We start from the raw sequence: 17268 nt of genomic DNA on the forward strand, positions 1-17268 counted from the left end.
CGGGCCCGGCGCGCCTGGTCAGGCGCCGCGGCGGCGGTCCTCCGGCCCGGTCCCCCCGGCGCCGGAGCCGTCCCCGTCCGTCCCCCCGTCCCCGTCCGGGCCGTCGGAGCCGGCGATGCCCGCCTCGGGGGGAGCGCCGACGACGAACCCGAAGACGACGTGGTCGATCAGCAGCGCCCACCGCTCGCGCGGCCTGGACCTGCGCGCGTGGGCCAGGCCCAGCACCGGAGCGACGGCCACCTCGAACAGGCCCCACACAGCGACGCCGTACACCGGCCCGGTCAGCCGCGAACGGCGCAGCCGGGCGGGCAGGAGGGCGAACGCGGCCCCCGCCGTCGCGCCGTACCCCCAGTGGGCCAGTTCCACGGCGGCCGACCTGCGGTGCTCGGGCACGCTCTCCAGCAGGAGGGGCACGCCCTCCTTGAGGACGGCGTCGGGCGGCGTCCTCTCGATGGCCCCCACACCGACCGCCACCTGCCGCATCCCGCTCATCGCCATCGCTCCCACGACCCCCCGCAGAGACCCCCGGATCCAGGGGCGGCGGGGAGGAGCACCGGATTCTTCGACCATCGCTGCCTCCCAGTTCCTCGGTGCCTTCCGGTTCCCACCCCCTAGCCGTTCCACGGGCCGTCCACACGTCGGGACGCGAATCCGTCGCGCCGTCCGGGTCGGCGGGGCCGCCCGGAGCGGTGCGCCGGGGCCGACGCGCGCCGTGCGTCCCGTCCGGGGTGCTGGACCGGCCCCACCGGCCGCCGTAGCCTCGACCCGACGGGCAAGGCGAGCAGCGAGGAGCCCCGCCACATGGCGACCACAGCGCCGGACCGGCGTCCCGCGTCCCTGGCCGCGATCGAGGCCGACACCGAGGCCATCGGCTTCACCATGTCCTGCGAGGAGGGTGTGGGCCGCCTCCTCCGGGCCCTGGCGGCGTCCAAGCCCGGAGGGCGGGTGCTCGAACTGGGCACCGGCACCGGGGCGGGCACCGCGTGGCTGCTCGCCGGGATGGACCGGGAGTCCGTCCTGGAGACCGTCGACAACGACCCCGAGTGCCTCGGCGTGGCCCGCCGCCACCACACCGTGGACCCGCGCGTGACGGTCTACGAGGCCGACGGCGGCGAGTGGCTGACCGGCCGGGCGGACGACACCGGCCCCGGCTACGACCTGGTGTTCGCGGACACGTGGCCGGGCAAGTTCACCCACCTGGACGAGGCGCTGTCGCTCGTGGACCGGGGCGGCTTCTACGTCGTCGGCGACCTCGCCCGGCACGCGGAGGGCACGGGCTCCGAGGGCCACCGGCTGGAGGTCGAGGGGCTGATCGGCGATCTGGAGTCGCGTTCGGGCTGGGAGCGGATCCCGCTGCTCGGCTGGTCCTGCGGGGTGCTCGTGATGGTCCGCCGCTGAGGCGTGTCCGGCGCGGAACCGGCCCCCGGGCGGGCGGCGCCCCCTACGGTGGGCGGGACACCCGCCCTCTCCGGTCTGGAGCACCGACCTTGAGCCCACGTTTCCGGGAACTCGACCACCGGCCCACCCCGATGGGGGTGATCAGCCTGCGCCGCCGCTGGGACCCCCTCGTGGGCGACGACGTCTACGAGATCAAGCTCGACGACGACTTCCTGATGTCCAGCGCCTTCACCGCCGCGGAGGTGGAGGTGGCCCGCCTCGCCCTGGCCGAACTGCGCGCGGGCCCCGGCGCGGAGCCGCCGGACGGGTACGACGTGGTCGTGGGCGGGCTCGGGCTCGGCCACACCGCCCTCACCGTGCTCGACGACCCCGGTGTGCGCTCGCTCCTGGTGGTGGAGGCGCTGGGCGAGGTGGTCGACTGGCACCGGGAGGGGCTCGTCCCGGCGGGGGCCGTGCTCTCCGCCGACCCCCGCTGCCGGCTGGTGCGCGGCGACTTCTTCTCACGGGCCCTGGGAGCGGAGGGGCTGGACCCGGAGTCCCCGGGCCGCCGCTTCCACGCGGTCGTGGTCGACATCGACCACTCGCCCCGGCACCTGCTCCACCCGTCCCACGCACCCTTCTACGAGCCGGAGGGGGTGCGCCGCCTCGCCGGGCGCCTGCACCCCGGCGGGGTGTTCGCGCTCTGGTCCGACGACCCGCCGGACGCCGACTACGAGGACGTCCTGAGGCTGGCCTTCGGCGGCGTGCGCAGCGAGGTGGTGACCTTCGCCAGCCCCTACCGGGAGGCGCCCGCGTCGAACACCGTCTACCTGGGGACCGCCCCCGGGGCCTGAGCCGGGGGCGGGTCGCGGGGCGCGCGACGTGTCAGAAGCGCCGGAGGGGGAAGCGACGGAGAGAGCGGGGGACGGCCCACGGCGGGACGGTTCCGCGGGGGGCGGCGGGGCCGCGAGCACGGGACCGGGCCCTCCCCGGCGGTGGACGAGGACAGGAGGGGACGGGGTGGCGCAGCGGCGTCGGTCGGGAATCGGAGAGCGTTGGCGCCGGTGGGCGCGCAGGGTCGTCGAGCGGCGGGGGCACGAGCGGGAGACCGCCGTCCTCATCCTCAAGTGCGCCGTGGCCGCGACCCTCGCCCTGGGGGTGGGCACCCTGCTGATGGACACGCAGCAGATCGGGTTCGCGCCGTTCTCCGCCCTCCTGGTCGTGCGCCCCAGCGTCTACGGATCGGTGCTCCAGTCCGGCCGCTACGTGGCCGCGGTCGTGGCGGGCGCGCTGATCGCGGGCGTGGGCGGCCTCACCGTCGGACCCGAGCTGTGGATCTTCGCGCTCCTCGTCCTGTTCGCCCTCGTCCTGGGCCAGGCCGCCGTCTTCGGCTCGCAGGGCTCCCAGATCCCCGTCGTCGCGGCGTTCGCCCTGGCCGGGGGCACGGCTGCCAGTCCGGGCGACCTCGGCTCGCTCCTGGCCATGGTCATGGTGGGCGCGGGCGCGGCCGTGGTGACGAACACGGTCCTCGCCCCCGCCATCCGCTTCCGCGACGCCGAGAACGCGGTTCTCGACTTCGCCGACGGGCTGTGCCAGCTGTCGCACGAGATGGCCGAGGGGCTCGGGCGGGGGAACGACGGCCTGGCCGACCTCGACCACTGGGCGCGCGTCGCGGACGGGTTCGACGACACCGCGCGCAACGCGCGGGCCGCGGTCGCCAAGCAGGAGGAGCGGGCGCGCCTCAACCCGCGCAGGGCCCTGGGCGGTCGCGGGCCCCAGGGCGACCCGGACGCGTACCGGGCCTGGATCTCCGCCCTGGGCCGGTCCTCGCGCCACCTCCAGTCGGTCGTGCGCACCCTGAGGTATGCGACCGACCCCGGCGGGAGGTTCCCCGCGCCGGAGGACGCCTTCCTGCGCGAGTTCGCGCGACTCCTGGCCGGCGCGGCCGACGCGTTCCGGACGGTCCGCGACGCCGAGGAGCCGGAGCGCTCCTCCGTCTCCGCCGACCTGCGCGCCTGCCTGGAGGAGGGGGAGCGCGGGGTGGAGCGGACGCGGGAGCGGATCAGCGCGGACCGGGACCGCCGACCCGTGTACAGCGCACTGCTCACCGACGTGGACCGCCTGTTCGAGGAGCTCCAGGAGGGGCACGAGAACAGTGCGCGCGACCGCGGGTGAGGAATCGGGCGTACACGGGCGGTCACGGGGAAGGGAGCGGGCATGGTGCACACATCGACCGCGAGACCCGCGCTGCGTACCCTCTCCGCCCTCGGAGCCCTCCTCCTGCTCTCCGCCTGCGGCGCCCCCGAGGGCGTGACCACCGGGGCCGGGGAGACCGACCCCGGGACGACCGCGTCCGAGCCCGGAGATCCCGAGGACGTCGCCACCGGACTGGAGGTGCCGTGGGGGATCGCGTTCCTCCCGGACGGCTCGGCCCTGGTCGCCCAGCGCGACTCCGCCGACGTCGTCCGCGTGGCGGACGACGGCGCCGTCACCGGCGCCGGGACCGTCCCCGGGGTGTCCCCGTCCGGGGAGGGCGGTCTGCTGGGACTGGCCGTCGACCCCGGATTCCCCGAGGAGCCCTACGTGTACGCGTACTACACGACGGACTCCGACAACCGGATCAGCCGGATGGAGTACGACCCTGACGGGGGCGGCCTGGGCGAGCCGGAGACGGTCCTCGACGGGATCCCCTCGGCGTCCACCCACAACGGCGGCCGGATCGGGTTCGGCCCCGACGGCCTCCTCTACGCGGGGACCGGCGATGCCGGGGACCCGGGCGACTCCCAGGACACCGGCTCCCTCGGCGGCAAGGTCCTGCGCCTCACCCCGGACGGGGAGCCCGCCCCGGACAACCCGTTCGGCAACTACACGTACAGCTACGGGCACCGCAACGTGCAGGGCCTGGCGTGGGACGGCGACGGGAGGCTCTACGCCACCGAGTTCGGCCAGAACCGGCTGGACGAGGTCAACCTGATCGAGCCCGGCGACAACTACGGGTGGCCCGAGGTGGAGGGGCCCGGCGGCGGGGACGAGTACGTCGACCCGCTGGTCGCGTGGACCACCGCGGAGGCGTCCCCGAGCGGCGCGGCCTTCGCGGGCGGCTCCCTGTGGGTGGCGGGCCTGCGCGGCGAACGGCTCTGGGAGGTGCCGCTCACCGGTGACGGCGGAGCGGGCGAGCCGGTCGCCCACCTGGAGGGGGAGTACGGCCGCCTGCGCACGGTGGTGGCCGTCCCCGGCGGGGACGGGCTGTGGCTGGGCACCAGCAACCTGGACGGCCGGGGCGAACCGCGCGACGGCGACGACCGGATCCTGAGGCTGCCACTGGAGTAGGCGGGCCGCGGCCCCGCGGCCGGGCCCCCGGTCCTTCCCCGGGCGTCCCGGAGGAGGATGTCGGACGGGGCCCCACGCTCTCCTGAGGGGCCCCGTCCTCCCGGAGGGGTCTGCGGCCGGTCCGGGACCCGGTCACCGGGTCCCGGACCGGGCGGCTACCGGAGCTGCTCGACGGCGAACGCGGACACCCACGCCAGCGTCGAGTTCCAGTTGACGGTCAGCTCGTTGGTGGCGTACGAGCCGATGTCGTCGATGTAGCAGAACTGGGGCGCGCACCCGGCCAGGTCGGCCGCGGTCACCGGGTCCCAGGTGGCCGTGTCCGAATTGGGCCCTCCGGCGAGGGAGCCGGGGGGCGGGCTGGGCAGCGACGGGTCGAGCTGGTGGGCGTACCAGCGGCTGTGCTGGTTGACCGAGTCGTTGGAGCCGTGCCCGGTGACGTAGGACTGGTTGAGGGCGTTGCGGCCCAGCACGTAGTCCATCCCCTCCAGCGCCGCGTCCCGGAAGGCCGCGTCCCCGCTGACGTCGTAGGCGGTCGACAGCACCACCAGGTTGTTCAGCACGAGGTTGTTGGAGCCCCAGGCGAAGACCCCGTCCTCGGGCGCGTAGGCCAGGCCGTACGGGTGGGACCCGACGTTGTCCAGGTACTGCCCGGCGCCCTCGACCAGGGCGTCCCGCGCCCCGTCGGACAGGTCGTTGGGCAGCGAGGCCAGCTGGAGGACCCCCAGCGGAGCCGTGTAGCGCCAGTCGAACCCGCCGGGTCCGAACACCCCGGGGTCGGCGTGCAGGTCGGACGAGGTGACGGCGTCCTCGTACGCGGCGTCGCCCGTGGCCAGGTACAGCTCCGCGGCCGCCCAGTAGAACTCGTCGGAGACGTCGGTGTCGTCGTAGGGGCCTCCACCCTCGCCGGTCGAGGGGGCGTACTCCTCGGGGTGGGCCCCGGCGGCGGCCCAGGCGGTCTCCGCCGCCTCCAGGCAGGAGGCGGCGAACCCCGCGTCGTAGGGCTCGAACACCCGGGAGCACTGGGCCGCGGTCGCCGCGAGGTTGAGGGTGGCGGCCGTCGACGGCGGGTGCAGGTGGCGGGGCTGGGGGTCGTCGGCGGGCAGCATCGGGATCGCCGTCCACGCCGCGTCGTGGACCTTGTGGTGGGCCATGCCGGCCAGGGGTTCTCCCCCGGGCACCTGCATGGCCATCAGGAACTCCATCTCCCAGCGGGCCTCGTCCAGGACGTCGGGGACGCCGTTGTCCCGCTCGGGCAGGCGCAGGGTGGAGTCGCCCGCGCGGTCGGGGTTGCCGGTCGGCGCGTGCAGGGCGCGCTCGTGGACGCTCATCAGCTGGTGGACGGAGATGCCGCCGTTGACCACGTACTTGCCGTGGTCGCCCGCGTCGTACCAGCCGCCGGACACGTCCAGTGTGTAGTCGCAGGGGGCGGTGGGATGGCAGGAGACCTCGGTGTCCCCCTGGTTGGGCGCGACGCCGATGTGCCCGGCCTCGCGTCCGTAGCCTGGGGCGATCGCGTCCGAGATCCCGATGCCGCTGCGCTGGGGGTAGTAGAAGGACAGGGCGTCCGCGGCCAGGTCCTCGTAGAGGTCGGCGGAGACGGCGAAGGGATGGCTCGTCTCCCCGTCGGCGGTCAGCGTGTACCCCTCACCGGGCTCGGTGAAGCCGCCGAAGTCGACGGTGTGGACGCTCTGGCCGGACGAGGCGTCGGGGCCGCGGGGGACGGTGTCGCCCTCGGCGACGACCGCGCCGTCCGCGTCGGCCAGCGTCCAGGGGAGGGGGTCGGCGGCGTCCGTGACGACGGTGGCGTTCTTGGGGCCCTCGGGCAGGTAGCCGAGCTGGTTGACGCGCACGCGCGGGCCGGTGTCGGGCACGTACACGGGGGGTTCGGCGCCGTCGAGCAGGGACACGTCGTCCAGGCAGAGCGTCCAGGGCTCGTCCGCGCCGCCGACCTGGAACGCCACCTGGGCGTCGTCGCGGTCCTCGTCCGCCGTGAAGACGAACGAGTGGGCGGCGGGCTCCTCGGTGAGGAACGCGCGTTCGTCGAGTATGGTGCGCCAGGGGTCGACGGGTTCCTGGACGAGCGCGCGGACGGGCCGGGACCCGGCCCCGGAGGCGGTGAAGGAGAAGGTGTAGGACTCTCCCGCGCGCAGGGGGACGCCGTCCTGGCCGATGATCACGTCCCACGGATTGGCGGTTCCGCCGGGGATGTCGGCGCACAGCCGCCCGTCCTCCGTGACCTCGGGCGCGATGGAGGGGCTGCTCCACCACCCGGTGGCGCCGTCGTCGAAGCCTCCGTTGACGATGTGTTCGGTGGGTTCCTCATCGGCCTGAACGGGGGAGGCCGCGAGGAGGGTCGCCGAGAGCGCCAGGGCGGCGCCGAGGGCCGGTGCAGCGTTTCTTCGTACCGGTCTCACTTGTGGGGGTCCTTCCGCCGGGGGTGAGCGGTCGACATGTCTGGGAGCGCTCCCAAATTCATTGTTGTGTCGTAGGTCACCGCTGTCAATGGGGGTAAACGGCCCCGGACGGCGCGGGTTCCCCGCCACCCCGGAGGGCGCTCTCCGGGGTGGCGGGGAACCCGCCCGGGCTCAGTCCCCGGCCCCGGACCGCTCCGTCCCCACCCGCTCCGCGCCCGCGGCGGAGCCCCCGGCCGGCCCGTCTCCGCGGCCCAGCGCCCACACGGCCAGGGCCGCGCCCAGCAGCACCAGGACCAGCGCCGCCGCGGCCAGCGCGACGGCCGGCCCCGTCCGGGACCGCTTCCGCTCGGGAGGCGGAGGGGGCCCGCCGGAACCGGTCAGCGCGCGGGCCAGGCCCGCCGCGTCCGGGCGGTCCTCCGCCAGCGGCGCCAGCGCGGCCGCGACCGGGCCGGCCAGGTCCCGGGGCACCCCGAACAGGTCCGGGCGGCCGTTCTCGTGCCGGTGCGCCACGGCGTCCGGGTCGCCGGCGCCGAACGGAGCCCTGCCGGTCGCGGCGAAGGCCACCACCGACCCCCAGGAGAACATGTCGATCGCGGAGGACAGGCGGCCGGTGAAGCACTCCGGGTCCACCCAGCCCGCCGAGTCGGCCGCGGCCACGTGCGCCTCGAAACCGGTCAGCACCGGGCCGTCCGGGCCCAGGACCACGCCGGCCGGGGTCAGGTTCGGGTAGACGGCCCCGGCGGCGTGGACGTCGGCCAGCGCCGCCGCGACGCCGGCGGCGAGTTCGCGGACCTGGCCGCCGGGCATCGGCCCGTGCGTGGCGACCATGTCGCGCACGGTCGGCCCGGGGACGTACGCGGTCGCGAACCACGGGCGCGGGGCGGAGCCGTCGGCGGCGAGCAGCGGGGCCACACGGGGCGAGCGCACCCGCTGGACCAGGCCGACGTGGTGGGCGAACCGGGACCGGAAGCCGGGGACGGCCACGTGCTCCTCGCGGACCACGGTGAGCGCGGCCCAGCCGCCGCGCCCGTCCGGGGCGGCGTAGGTGACACCGGAGCCCCCGGTGTTCATCCGGCCGTGCAGGGGATACGGGCCGACCTGGGCGGGGTCGCCGGCCACGAGCGGGGTCGTCGGGGGGGTCTCGTTCACGGTTCCTCCGGCGGGTCCGGCCCACGGGCCGTCCGGGTCCGCCTGTCGTCCGGATGCGTTCGGGGACAGTATGGCGCGAACGGGACGAAGGCCGTGACCGGGCCGCCCCGGGACCCCCTCCGGTCCCGGGGCGGCCCTGGGCGTCACTCCCCGGAGGGGAGCAGGCCCCGCGCGACGACGGTCTCGGTCAGGGCGCGGCGGATCTCCTCGGCGTCACCGGTGTGGCCCCGGTGCCCAGTGGCGGCGAGCAGCTGGTCGCGGATCGCCGCGACCACGGCGTCCCCGCGCAGCACCTCGGCCAGCGGGGCCGCCTCGACGGCCTCCTTCCACTGGCGCAGCGCGTCCAGCCGGCCGTGGTCGACGGACTCGCGGGTGAGGTGGAACAGGGCGTCGATGTTGCGGTGGTAGGCGTCCGCGTCCAGGAGGTCGACGTCGAGGACCTCGACCGGGTTGTTGCCGCCCTCGCCGTCGGGGCGCAGGTGGTAGACCCGCCAGCGGCGGCCGTTGGTGAGGATCACCCACTCGGCGCCCTCGTCCGCCGCCAGGCGCCGCGACATCTGGATGTTGCGCTGGTCGAGCTCCTGGCCGATCCGCCGCACCTCGACGGGGGCGAACAGCTTGCCCTCCAGCATGATCGCGTAGTCGATCGAGTCGCCGCTCGTGCGGTACTCGGTGGTCATGTCCTGGTACTTGCTGAAATTCAGGCCGACGCTGAAGAAGTCGGCGACGAGCATGCGGGTGTCGCCGTCGTTGGCGTCGCGCTCCAGCAGGTCGGCCAGGGGGCCGGAGAGGCGGTCCACCGCCGCGGCGACCCGACCGCGGACCGGGGTCTCCCAGCTCACGGTGGTGGTGAACTCGCCGGTCCTGGTCATGACCTGGGTGTCGTCAGCGTCCATGAACGTCCGTTTCCGTCTGTGGTGAAAGCCCTGTCGCACGGCTTTCTCCGGGACCGGGGGAGCACGCGGACGAGGGGGAGAATCCGGCCCCGATGGTACAGCTCACGGGGCCGTCCGCGGGCCCCGGGTTCGCCTTGCCACAGGCGGAACCGGGCGCCCGGCACGCCGCCCGCAGACCTCCTCGCACCGTGTCCCGCCGTCGGCGCGCCCGTCCGGCCGCGCGCCGCCGGGCACGGCCGCCGCCGGGCGGCTCACAGGCCCCCGGAGACCCGCAGAACCGTGCCCGTCGCGTAGGCGGCCTCGGGGGACAGCAGCCACGAGATCGCGGCGGCGATCTCGAAGTCCTGCCCGGGCCGCCCCAGGGGGATGCGCGTGGCGGCGGCCTTGGCCGGGCGGTCGGGGTCGCCCATCGCCGCGTGCATGCCGGTCTCGATCACGCCGGGCGCCACGGCGTTGACGCGGACCCCGTCGGGGCCCAGCTCCTTCGACAGGCCCACGGTGAGGGCGTCCACCGCGGCCTTGGTCGCGGCGTAGTGCACGTACTCGCCGGGGCTGCCGAGCGTGGCGGCCGCGGAGGACACGTTGACGATGGACCCCGAACCGTGCTCGGCCATGTCCCGGGCTGCCCGGCGGCAGCACAGCAGGTAGCCGAGCAGGTTGACGTCGACCACCCTGCGCAGGACGTCGGCCGGGGCGTCCGCGAGCCTGCCCAGCGGGCCGGTGACGCCGGCGTTGTTGACCAGGCCGGTGACCCGCCCCAGCGGGGCGGCCGAGTCGAAGAGCCGCTCGACGTCCTCCTCCGAGGAGGTGTCCGCGCGCACGGTGACGCAGCGCGCGCCGGCCTCCCGCACCGCGGCCGCGGTCCGGGCGGCCGCCCCCTCGTCGCTCGCGTAGCCCAGCACCAGGTCGTGGCCCTCGGAGGCCAGCCTGACGCAGGTGGCGGCGCCGATGCCCCGGCTGCCGCCGGTGACGACTGTGAGCGGACGGGACACGGTGACCCCCTGTGAGCTGTTTCGACGGACCTCCAGTGTCCACCACGGCGCCCGTGCCGCCCTCATCGCCCCCGGTCACGGGGGCGGCCGGGCCCTTCCGGCTCCCTCGGGGCCCGGCCCGGCCCGGCGCCGCGGCGCGTACGCACCGCGGCGCCGGCGGCCGTCCTCTCCCCGTCCGCCGGGGCGCCCGTGGCGCGACCCCCACAGAGGCGCCACGGGGCCGCACTCAGGAGAGGACGTCGCGGAGCTCCTCCAGGAACCGCAGGAGGGCGACCGAGCCCGGGTCGCGCTCGCCCGCCCCGCGCTCGCCCACCCAGGCTGCGCGGCCCTTCGCCGACGTCAGCCCGCTGGTCTCCTCGACGGCGTGCCCGGCCGCGGAGGCGGCGGCGCGCACGGCGGCGACCGGGTCGTCGGCCCCTTCCAGGGCCGCCTCCACCAGGAGGAGCCCGTCCACGAACGTCTTGTCGCCGGGCTCGGCGCCGCCCCGCTCCCGCACCCGGCGGGACACGGCGGCGGTGAGGCGCGCGGCGTCGCGGACCGAGACGGACGCGAGCTCCTCCGACTCGGCGGCGGCGGCGAGCACGCCCGCGCCGGTCAGCGCGGCGAACGTGGAGGGGTTGGCCGACGCGAACGCCGTCGCCGCCGCGCGCAGCACGTCGGCGTGGTGGGCGTCCTCCGGCAGCGCGAGCAGCGCCTCGCGCACGGCCTCCGCCCCCGAGGAGACCGTGATGCCCAGGTCGCCGTCGCCGAGGCGCGAGTCCAGCAGCCGCAGCTCCTCCGCGTGCGCGGGCATGCGCTCCATGGCCGCGACCAGAGCGCCGCGCAGCGCGCCGGCGGCGCCGGTGCGGCGGACGGCGGGGGCCGGGCCCCGGGCGGCCGCGGAACCGGGCGCCCCGGCCCCGGCCGCGCGGGGCTCCGGCGCCTCCGTGTTCCCCTGGCCGAAGAACGGGGACGCGGCGGGGGCGTCGATCAGCTCGGCCAGCTCGTCGTCGAGCAGGAGCACGGAGACCGAGGCCCCCGCCATCTCCAGGCTCGTCGCGAACTCGCCCACGTAGCGCCGGTGGATGACCACGCCGCGCTCGCCCAGCACCTGGTGGACCCGGCGGTACACCAGGTACAGCTCCTCCAGGGGAGTGGCGCCCAGGCCGTTCACCAGGACCGCGACACGGTCGCCGGGCGCGGGCTCCAGTTCGCCGAGGATCTCGGCGAGGAAGCGGTCGGTGATCTCGTCGGCCGTCTCCAGCTGCCCCCGGTGGCTGCCCGGCTCGCCGTGGATGCCGATGCCGACCTCCATCTCCCCCTCGGCGAGCGTGAACGTGGGTTCGCCCGCGGCGGGGAGGATGGTGGGGGACAGGCCGACCCCCATCGTGCGCGTGGCGTCCACCGTGCGCCGGGCCACCGACCGCACCGCCTCCAGGTCGTCGCCGCGCTCGGCGGAGGCCCCCGCCGTCTTGTAGGCGAAGAACAGGCCGGCCACACCCCGCCGGGTGGCCTCCCTGCCGCGGGGCGCGGAGAGGATGTCGTCGGTGCCGAGCACGGTCGCCGTCGCGATGCCCTCGGCCGCGACGACGTCGGCGGCCAGGTCGAAGTTGTAGACGTCCCCGCCGTAGTTGCCGTACAGGTACAGCACGCCCGCGCCCCCGTGGGAGGCGCGCGTCGCCGCGGCGATCTGCTCGGCGGAGGGGGAGGAGAACACGTTCCCCACGGCCACGCCCGTGGCCAGCCCCCGGCCCACGTAGCCGAGGAACAGCGGCAGGTGCCCGGACCCGCCCCCGGTCACGATGCCGACGCGGCCCTCGACCGGCGCGTCGGCGCGCACCAGCGCCCTGCGGTCGCCGGACGCCGCCCGCAGGCGGTCGGGGTGCGCCATGAGCAGTGACTCGGTGACCTCGTCGACGAAGTCCTCGGGTCGGTTGATGATCTTCTTCAGCGCCATCCGCGCTCACTCGCCTCTCGGTCCGCCGCCCCCTGGGGCGGGTCGTGTGTACGCCACGGGGGCGTCGGGCGGCCGGGTCCGGGACCCGGGCCGCGGGGTCAGGCCAGGGCCTCCGCGGTCTCCCTGAGGACCTTCAGGTCCGCCTCGGAGACGGCGTCGCCGCAGACCCTCGCGGGGCCGGCGGGGAGCCCCTGGACCTCCAGCCCGGCCTTGAGGTGCGGGATGCTGCCGCTGCGGACGGCGGCCACCGCGCGGGCCACCAGGGGCTGGGCCGCGCGCACGCCTTCGGTGTCCCCGCTGTTCAGGGCGTCGCGCAGCGCCACGAACGGCCGGGGGAAGACGGAGGAGACGCCGGAGACCACGCCGAGGCCGCCCGCGCGGACGAACTCCTCGAAGGCGATGTCGTTGCCGGACAGGACGTCGAACCCAGCGGGAGCCGCGGCCAGGTACGCCGACACCGAGGCGTCGCTCTCACCGCTGATCTTCACCCCGCGGACGCCGGCGTCGGCGAGGCGGCGCAGCACCGAGGGCGCGGCCGGGGTGGTGGAGCGCACCTGGAACAGGTAGGCGTGCACCTCCGCGCCGCCGGCCGCCGCCACCAGGCGCTCGTAGTAGCGCACCAGCGCGTCCTCGGGGGCGGGCAGGAAGTAGGGCGTCACGGCGGCGAGCCGGGTGGCCCCCGCGCCGACGGCGGCGCGGACCAGCGACTCGGCCTGTCGGGGCGCGGCCGCGCCCACGTGGGCGTAGACCCGCTCCGGGCCGAAGACGTCCAGGGCCAGCCCGATCACCCCGGTCCGCTCGTCGTCGTCGAGGGCGGTGAACTCCCCGGTGGTCCCTGCGACGAACACCCCGTCGACGCCCCGGTCGCGGACCGCCGTGAACAGCGCGGTGGCGGCGTCGGGGTCGAGGGCCTCGTCCCGGGTGAACGGGGTCGGGAGGGCGGTGATCACCTTCGCGTGGACGGACATGCGTGGTTCTCCTCGGGTGGGGAAGGGACGGCTGCCGGCGGACCGGGTCAGGGCGCCGGGGTGGTGGTGTTCTCGGAGGCGGCGCGGGCGCGGCGCGCGCCCCACGCCGTGCGCAGAGGCGGCACGACGAGGGCGAGCGCGCTCACCGCCAGGAGTCCGAGTGCGATGGGGCTGGTCAGGATGTTCTCCGGGCCGCCGATCTCCAGGGCGCGGCGGAGGTTGCCCTCGGCCAGGCCGCCCAGGATCAGGCCGAGGACGACGGGTCCCGGCGGGATCCCGAAGCGCTTCAGGAACAGCCCGACGAGGCCGAACACGAGCATCACGGCGACGTCGAGGACGCTGTTGTTCACGGCGTAGGTGCCGACCATGCAGAACACGAGGATGACCGCCCACAGGAAGTGCTGCGGGAGCTCCAGGAGCTTGGCGACGCCGCGCATGCGCAGCACGCTGATCACGAGGGCGACCACCGTCGCGATGAGCATGATCCCGGCGATGCTGTAGACCAGGTCGGGCTGGTTCGCGAACAGCGACGGGCCCGGCTGGATGCCCCAGACGACCATCGAGCCGATCATCACGGCCATCACGGAGTCGCCGGGCAGCCCCAGCGCCAGGGTGGTGGTCACGGACCCGCCGAGGGTGGCGTTGGACGAGGTGTCCGCGGCGGTGATGCCCTCCAGCGACCCCTTGCCGAACTCCTCGGGCCGCTTGGACGCCCTGCGGGCCTGGTCCCAGCCGAGGATGCCGGCGATGTCCCCGCCGGTGGCGGGCACGATGCCGACCACGCCGCCGACGCCGCTGCCGATCGCCATCGGCTTGAGCATGGTGCGCCAGTCCGAGCGCCTGGGGAACCAGCGGCCGAACTCCTTGATCGGCTCCGCCCCGCGGCCCCGGCGGTGTACGAGGATCTGGTTCATGACCTCCGCGATGCCGAAGAGGCCGATGATCGCGGCGATGAAGGGGATGCCGTCGGACAGCTCGGGGAGGCCGAACGTGAACCGCGGCGTGCCCGTGATGGGGTCCCGGCCGACGGCCCCGAGGAGCAGGCCCAGGCCGCCCGCCATGAGGCCCTTGACGATCCGGCCGCCGGACACCCCGATCATCATCGTCAGGCCGAACACGACCAGCGCGAACATCTCGGCGGGGCCGAAGTTCAGGGCCAGCCGGGACAGCGGGATCGCGGCGACCATGAGCAGGACGACGCCGACGAGCGTCCCCCACGCGGAGGCGAAGGCGGACGAGGTCAGGGCCAGGCCCGCCCTGCCCTGGCGGGCCATGGCGTAGCCGTCGAAGGTCGTGGCGATCGACGCGGGCGTCCCCGGGGTGTTGACGAGGATCGCCGGGACCCGGTCGCCGAAGTTCGCCGCCACGTAGATCGTGAGCAGGACCGCGAGGCCGGGAAGCGGTTCGAGGGAGAGCGTGAAACCGCTGGCCAGGGCGACCGCCATGGTGGCCGTCACGCCGGGGAAGGCGCCGACGAGCATGCCCAGGAGGGCGCCCGCGGCGATGCACAGCAGGACCATGGGGTCCAGGAGGGCGCTGAAGCCCTCGACGATCGGACTCATAGTGGCACTCTCAGGAGGACGCCGAACAGAAGGTAGAGGATCGCCGTCACGGCGATCGGGAAGAGGATCAGCGCCTTCCACCCGCGGCCTCCGCCGAGCCAGGTGAGGGCCGCGAACAGGACAGCCGTCGAGACCCGGAAGTCGACGAAGTACCAGAGGACGCCGTACCCCGCGATCGACGCGAGCATCGCGGCGAGCCGCCACGCGCCCTGCCGGGTCGCGGCCTCGGGCCCGTCCTCCTCCGCGGTCGCGGAGCGGCGCAGCAGCGCCCCCGCGGCCAGCCACGCGCTCAGCACCAGCAGGAGGACGGCCAGCGTCTCCGGCCACCACCTCGGGCTGAACTGGGTGAGCCGGGCCCCTTCGGGGATCTGCGCGGCCAGGGCGAAGGCGCCCGCGGCGAGCGCGGCGCCGACGGCGGCGGGGACCAGGTCCCTCGGTCTGCGTCCCGGACGCGGTCCGCCGGGGGCGGGCGCGTCCGGGGTCGTGGTCGTGTCGGCCACGGTGCTCAGTCCTGGCCCTCGAGCAGTGCGCCGAAGCGGGTGTGCTCCTGGTCGACGAACTGGGCGAACTCCTCCGAGGGAACGTTGACCGGGATGTTCCCCGAGTCGGCGATGATCGTCCTGAACTCGTCGGAGTCGGCCGCCTCGGAGAACGCCTCCTCCAGCTTCGTGCGCACCTCGTCGGGGAGGCCGGCCGGGGCGCCGATACCGCCCCAGCCGCCGATCACGACGTCCACGCCCTGCTCGGCCGCCGTCTCCACGCCGGGGAGCGAGTCGGAGGGCTGGGAGTCGAAGAGGGCGAGGACCCGGAGCCGGCCGTCCGCGTGGGCGGGGGCGGTCTCGGAGATGCCCGCGACCACGGCGTCCACCTGGCCGCCGACGGCGGCGGTGACGGCGGGGGCGCCGCCGTCGAAGGGCACCGGCTGGAACTCGGTCTCCGTGGCCCGCCCCAGCTCGGTGGTGGCGGCCTCCCAGATGGAGCCCGCGCCGGAGTTGGACACCGAGAGGGACCCGGGCTCGGAGCGGGCGGCCTCGACCAGGTCGTCGAGGGTCTCGTAGGGGCTGTCCTCGGGGACGGCGATGGTGGCGGGGACCGACACCATCTGGCCGACGAGGTCGTAGGCGCCCGGGTCGACGTCGTAGCCCTGGTAGCCGAGCATGACGGTCTCGACCGGCAGGTAGCCGATGCTGTAGCCGTCGGCCGCCCGCCCGGCGAGGTTCTCCAGTCCCACGGAGCCGGCGCCGCCGCTGCGGTTCTCCACGATGATGCTCTGCCCCAGGGAGTCCTCCATGCCGGCGGCCAGGGTGCGGGCCGCGAGGTCGGACGCGCCTCCGGCGTCGTAGGGGACGACGAGGGTGATGTCCTGGCTGGGGTAGTCCGCGGCGTCCTCGCTGACGCCGCCCCGGTCGGCGCAGCCGGCCGTGAGGGCGGTGACCGCGAGTGCGGCCGCGGTCAGGCGGAAGGTGGTGGAACGCATGGTGTTCTCCGGTGTTTCGGTGGAATCGGCTCCGTGGGTCGGTCGCGGGACATGAGCCGAGGGACGACGGGACGCGGTGCGCGTCCCGTCGGGTCAGTGGGTCGCGGGCTGGGTGTAGGGGGCCCTGAGCCTGAGCCTGGCGTTGTCCAGGTGGCCGCGGAGCTCTTCCAGGACGGCCTCGGGCTCGCCGGACTCGACCAGTCCGGCGAGGACCTCGTGGGCGCGGACGGAGGGGCCGAGGTCCTCGTAGCGCTCGTTGGAGGCCAGGAGGAGCACCTCGATGGTGGGCCGGTACTGCGCCCACACGTCGGCGAGGCGGCGGTGGCCGGCGACGTCGTAGAAGACCGAGTGGAAGCGCACGTCGGCGGCGGTGAAGGCGTCGGGGTCGCGCTCCTCGCGGGCCCTGCGCATCTGCTCCAGGGGGGCGCGGAGGCCGTCGGCGAGCCCGGCCCGGTCGCGGTTCAGGCCGATCTCCAGGGCGAGCTGTTCGAGGGATCCGCGCAGGGAGAAGAGCTCGTCGATGTCGTCCCCGCCCAGGCCCACGACGGTGGCGCTGCGGCGGTTGGTGTCGATGAGCCCCTCGGAGGCGAGGATCTTGAGGGCGTCGCGGATCGGTCCGCGGCTCAGGTCGAACTGCTCGGCCAGGTGCCCCTCGACCAGCGAGGTCCCGGGCGCGTAGCGCCCGGTGACGATCAGGCGCCGGAGTTCTCCGGCGACCTTCTCGCCGAGTGCCCGCTGCTTGATGGGCAGGATCTCCGACATGTCTTCCCTTCGGTTAACTGTTAACTGTTAACCAGATTGGATCACCGTGTGACGTGTGTCAATCCCCGTTGTTGCTGGTGTCTCCGTGGTAGTTGTCCGTTTTTTTCGGGATCCCTTGCCCCGCAGGAGATCCGGGGCGCACGGCCGCGAAAAGAACTCGACCCGGCCGGACCTCCCGCCATGGCGCTGTGTCATCGATCGATCGCCGGGGGTGCGCGAAAGGTGTCCGGGAGGTGGCGGCGGGGTGTCCTCGGCGTGTCGTCGGGGGCCGGGGCCGTCCTTCGTGTGCGTCGTTCCCGTGGATTCACGCGGCGCGGGCCGCGTACCGTCGAGGGCGCAAGGGGGCCGCGCCGTGGGGAGCGGACGGGATGCGGCGGGCCGGTCGGCGCCGACGCCGGGGAGAGG

15 protein-coding genes are annotated in these 17268 nt (G+C 75.1%); 4 read left to right on the forward strand and 11 right to left on the reverse strand.

Translation table 11 applies throughout. The features are described 5' to 3' along the window. Positions 1–18: 18 nt before the first annotated feature. The gene (locus tag ACIRPH_RS20100; protein WP_402916907.1) at positions 19–498 is read right to left on the reverse strand and encodes a hypothetical protein; all 480 of its coding nucleotides are present in this window, start codon (positions 496–498) and stop codon (positions 19–21) included. A 303-nt stretch (positions 499–801) separates the two neighbouring features. On the opposite strand from ACIRPH_RS20100, the gene ACIRPH_RS20105 reads away from it, so the two are divergent. The 4 genes from ACIRPH_RS20105 (at position 802) to ACIRPH_RS20120 (ending at position 4707) form a co-directional block, all read left to right on the forward strand. Further along, on the forward strand, positions 802–1398 hold the full coding sequence (locus tag ACIRPH_RS20105) for an O-methyltransferase (protein ID WP_402916462.1): 597 nt from the start codon (positions 802–804) through the stop codon (positions 1396–1398). An 89-nt stretch (positions 1399–1487) separates the two neighbouring features. After that, positions 1488–2231: a spermidine synthase gene (locus ACIRPH_RS20110; protein ID WP_402916464.1), complete on the forward strand. Its 744-nt coding sequence runs from the start codon at positions 1488–1490 to the stop codon at positions 2229–2231. A 166-nt stretch (positions 2232–2397) separates the two neighbouring features. Beyond that, entirely contained in the window at positions 2398–3552 is a 1155-nt protein-coding gene (locus tag ACIRPH_RS20115; protein ID WP_402916466.1) for an aromatic acid exporter family protein, read from the forward strand. A gap of 42 nt (positions 3553–3594) precedes the next feature. Further along, on the forward strand, positions 3595–4707 hold the full coding sequence (locus ACIRPH_RS20120) for a PQQ-dependent sugar dehydrogenase (RefSeq protein ID WP_402916468.1): 1113 nt from the start codon (positions 3595–3597) through the stop codon (positions 4705–4707). 155 nt (positions 4708–4862) lie between these two features. Here ACIRPH_RS20120 and ACIRPH_RS20125 read toward each other — a convergent pair whose 3' ends face one another. From ACIRPH_RS20125 to ACIRPH_RS20170, 10 genes are all read right to left on the reverse strand, one after another. Continuing rightward, entirely contained in the window at positions 4863–7121 is a 2259-nt protein-coding gene (locus ACIRPH_RS20125) for a glycoside hydrolase family 9 protein (protein WP_402916470.1), read from the reverse strand. Positions 7122–7292: 171 nt separating this feature from the next. Continuing rightward, on the reverse strand, positions 7293–8270 hold the full coding sequence (locus ACIRPH_RS20130; protein WP_402916471.1) for a hypothetical protein: 978 nt from the start codon (positions 8268–8270) through the stop codon (positions 7293–7295). 143 nt (positions 8271–8413) lie between these two features. Beyond that, on the reverse strand, positions 8414–9166 hold the full coding sequence (locus tag ACIRPH_RS20135; RefSeq protein WP_402916473.1) for a hypothetical protein: 753 nt from the start codon (positions 9164–9166) through the stop codon (positions 8414–8416). Positions 9167–9417: 251 nt separating this feature from the next. Continuing rightward, positions 9418–10158 carry an SDR family NAD(P)-dependent oxidoreductase gene (locus tag ACIRPH_RS20140; RefSeq protein ID WP_402916474.1) on the reverse strand — a complete coding sequence of 247 codons (741 nt, stop codon included), beginning with the start codon at positions 10156–10158 and terminating at the stop codon, positions 9418–9420. Positions 10159–10384: 226 nt separating this feature from the next. Then, positions 10385–12094: a dihydroxyacetone kinase family protein gene (locus ACIRPH_RS20145; RefSeq protein ID WP_402916476.1), complete on the reverse strand. Its 1710-nt coding sequence runs from the start codon at positions 12092–12094 to the stop codon at positions 10385–10387. A 98-nt stretch (positions 12095–12192) separates the two neighbouring features. Beyond that, entirely contained in the window at positions 12193–13062 is an 870-nt protein-coding gene (locus tag ACIRPH_RS20150; RefSeq protein ID WP_402916478.1) for a dihydrodipicolinate synthase family protein, read from the reverse strand. 47 nt (positions 13063–13109) lie between these two features. Further along, entirely contained in the window at positions 13110–14624 is a 1515-nt protein-coding gene (locus ACIRPH_RS20155) for a tripartite tricarboxylate transporter permease (protein ID WP_402916479.1), read from the reverse strand. Next, positions 14621–15124 carry a tripartite tricarboxylate transporter TctB family protein gene (locus tag ACIRPH_RS20160; protein WP_402916481.1) on the reverse strand — a complete coding sequence of 168 codons (504 nt, stop codon included), beginning with the start codon at positions 15122–15124 and terminating at the stop codon, positions 14621–14623. Before ACIRPH_RS20160 ends, ACIRPH_RS20155 begins: the two co-directional genes overlap by 4 nt. A gap of 5 nt (positions 15125–15129) precedes the next feature. Next, positions 15130–16101 (reverse strand): tripartite tricarboxylate transporter substrate binding protein, encoded by a 972-nt coding sequence (locus tag ACIRPH_RS20165; protein WP_402916483.1) that lies wholly within the window; start codon positions 16099–16101, stop codon positions 15130–15132. Between the two features lie 93 nt (positions 16102–16194). Further along, positions 16195–16863 carry a GntR family transcriptional regulator gene (locus ACIRPH_RS20170; protein WP_402916485.1) on the reverse strand — a complete coding sequence of 223 codons (669 nt, stop codon included), beginning with the start codon at positions 16861–16863 and terminating at the stop codon, positions 16195–16197. Positions 16864–17268 lie beyond the last annotated feature (405 nt).

This window comes from Nocardiopsis sp. NPDC101807, assembly GCF_044766605.1.
GTDB lineage: Bacteria > Actinomycetota > Actinomycetes > Streptosporangiales > Streptosporangiaceae > Nocardiopsis > Nocardiopsis tropica.

What these genes read in the sequence shown, in the direction of transcription:
- ACIRPH_RS20100 (WP_402916907.1), bottom strand. Translation starts at nt 498, where the DNA reads ATGGCGATGAGCGGGATGCGGCAGGTGGCGGTCGGTGTGGGGGCCATC.
- ACIRPH_RS20105 (WP_402916462.1), top strand. Translation starts at nt 802, where the DNA reads ATGGCGACCACAGCGCCGGACCGGCGTCCCGCGTCCCTGGCCGCGATC.
- ACIRPH_RS20120 (WP_402916468.1), top strand. Translation starts at nt 3,595, where the DNA reads ATGGTGCACACATCGACCGCGAGACCCGCGCTGCGTACCCTCTCCGCC.
- ACIRPH_RS20135 (WP_402916473.1), bottom strand. Translation starts at nt 9,166, where the DNA reads ATGGACGCTGACGACACCCAGGTCATGACCAGGACCGGCGAGTTCACC.
- ACIRPH_RS20145 (WP_402916476.1), bottom strand. Translation starts at nt 12,094, where the DNA reads ATGGCGCTGAAGAAGATCATCAACCGACCCGAGGACTTCGTCGACGAG.
- ACIRPH_RS20150 (WP_402916478.1), bottom strand. Translation starts at nt 13,062, where the DNA reads ATGTCCGTCCACGCGAAGGTGATCACCGCCCTCCCGACCCCGTTCACC.
- ACIRPH_RS20155 (WP_402916479.1), bottom strand. Translation starts at nt 14,624, where the DNA reads ATGAGTCCGATCGTCGAGGGCTTCAGCGCCCTCCTGGACCCCATGGTC.
- ACIRPH_RS20165 (WP_402916483.1), bottom strand. Translation starts at nt 16,101, where the DNA reads ATGCGTTCCACCACCTTCCGCCTGACCGCGGCCGCACTCGCGGTCACC.
- ACIRPH_RS20170 (WP_402916485.1), bottom strand. Translation starts at nt 16,863, where the DNA reads ATGTCGGAGATCCTGCCCATCAAGCAGCGGGCACTCGGCGAGAAGGTC.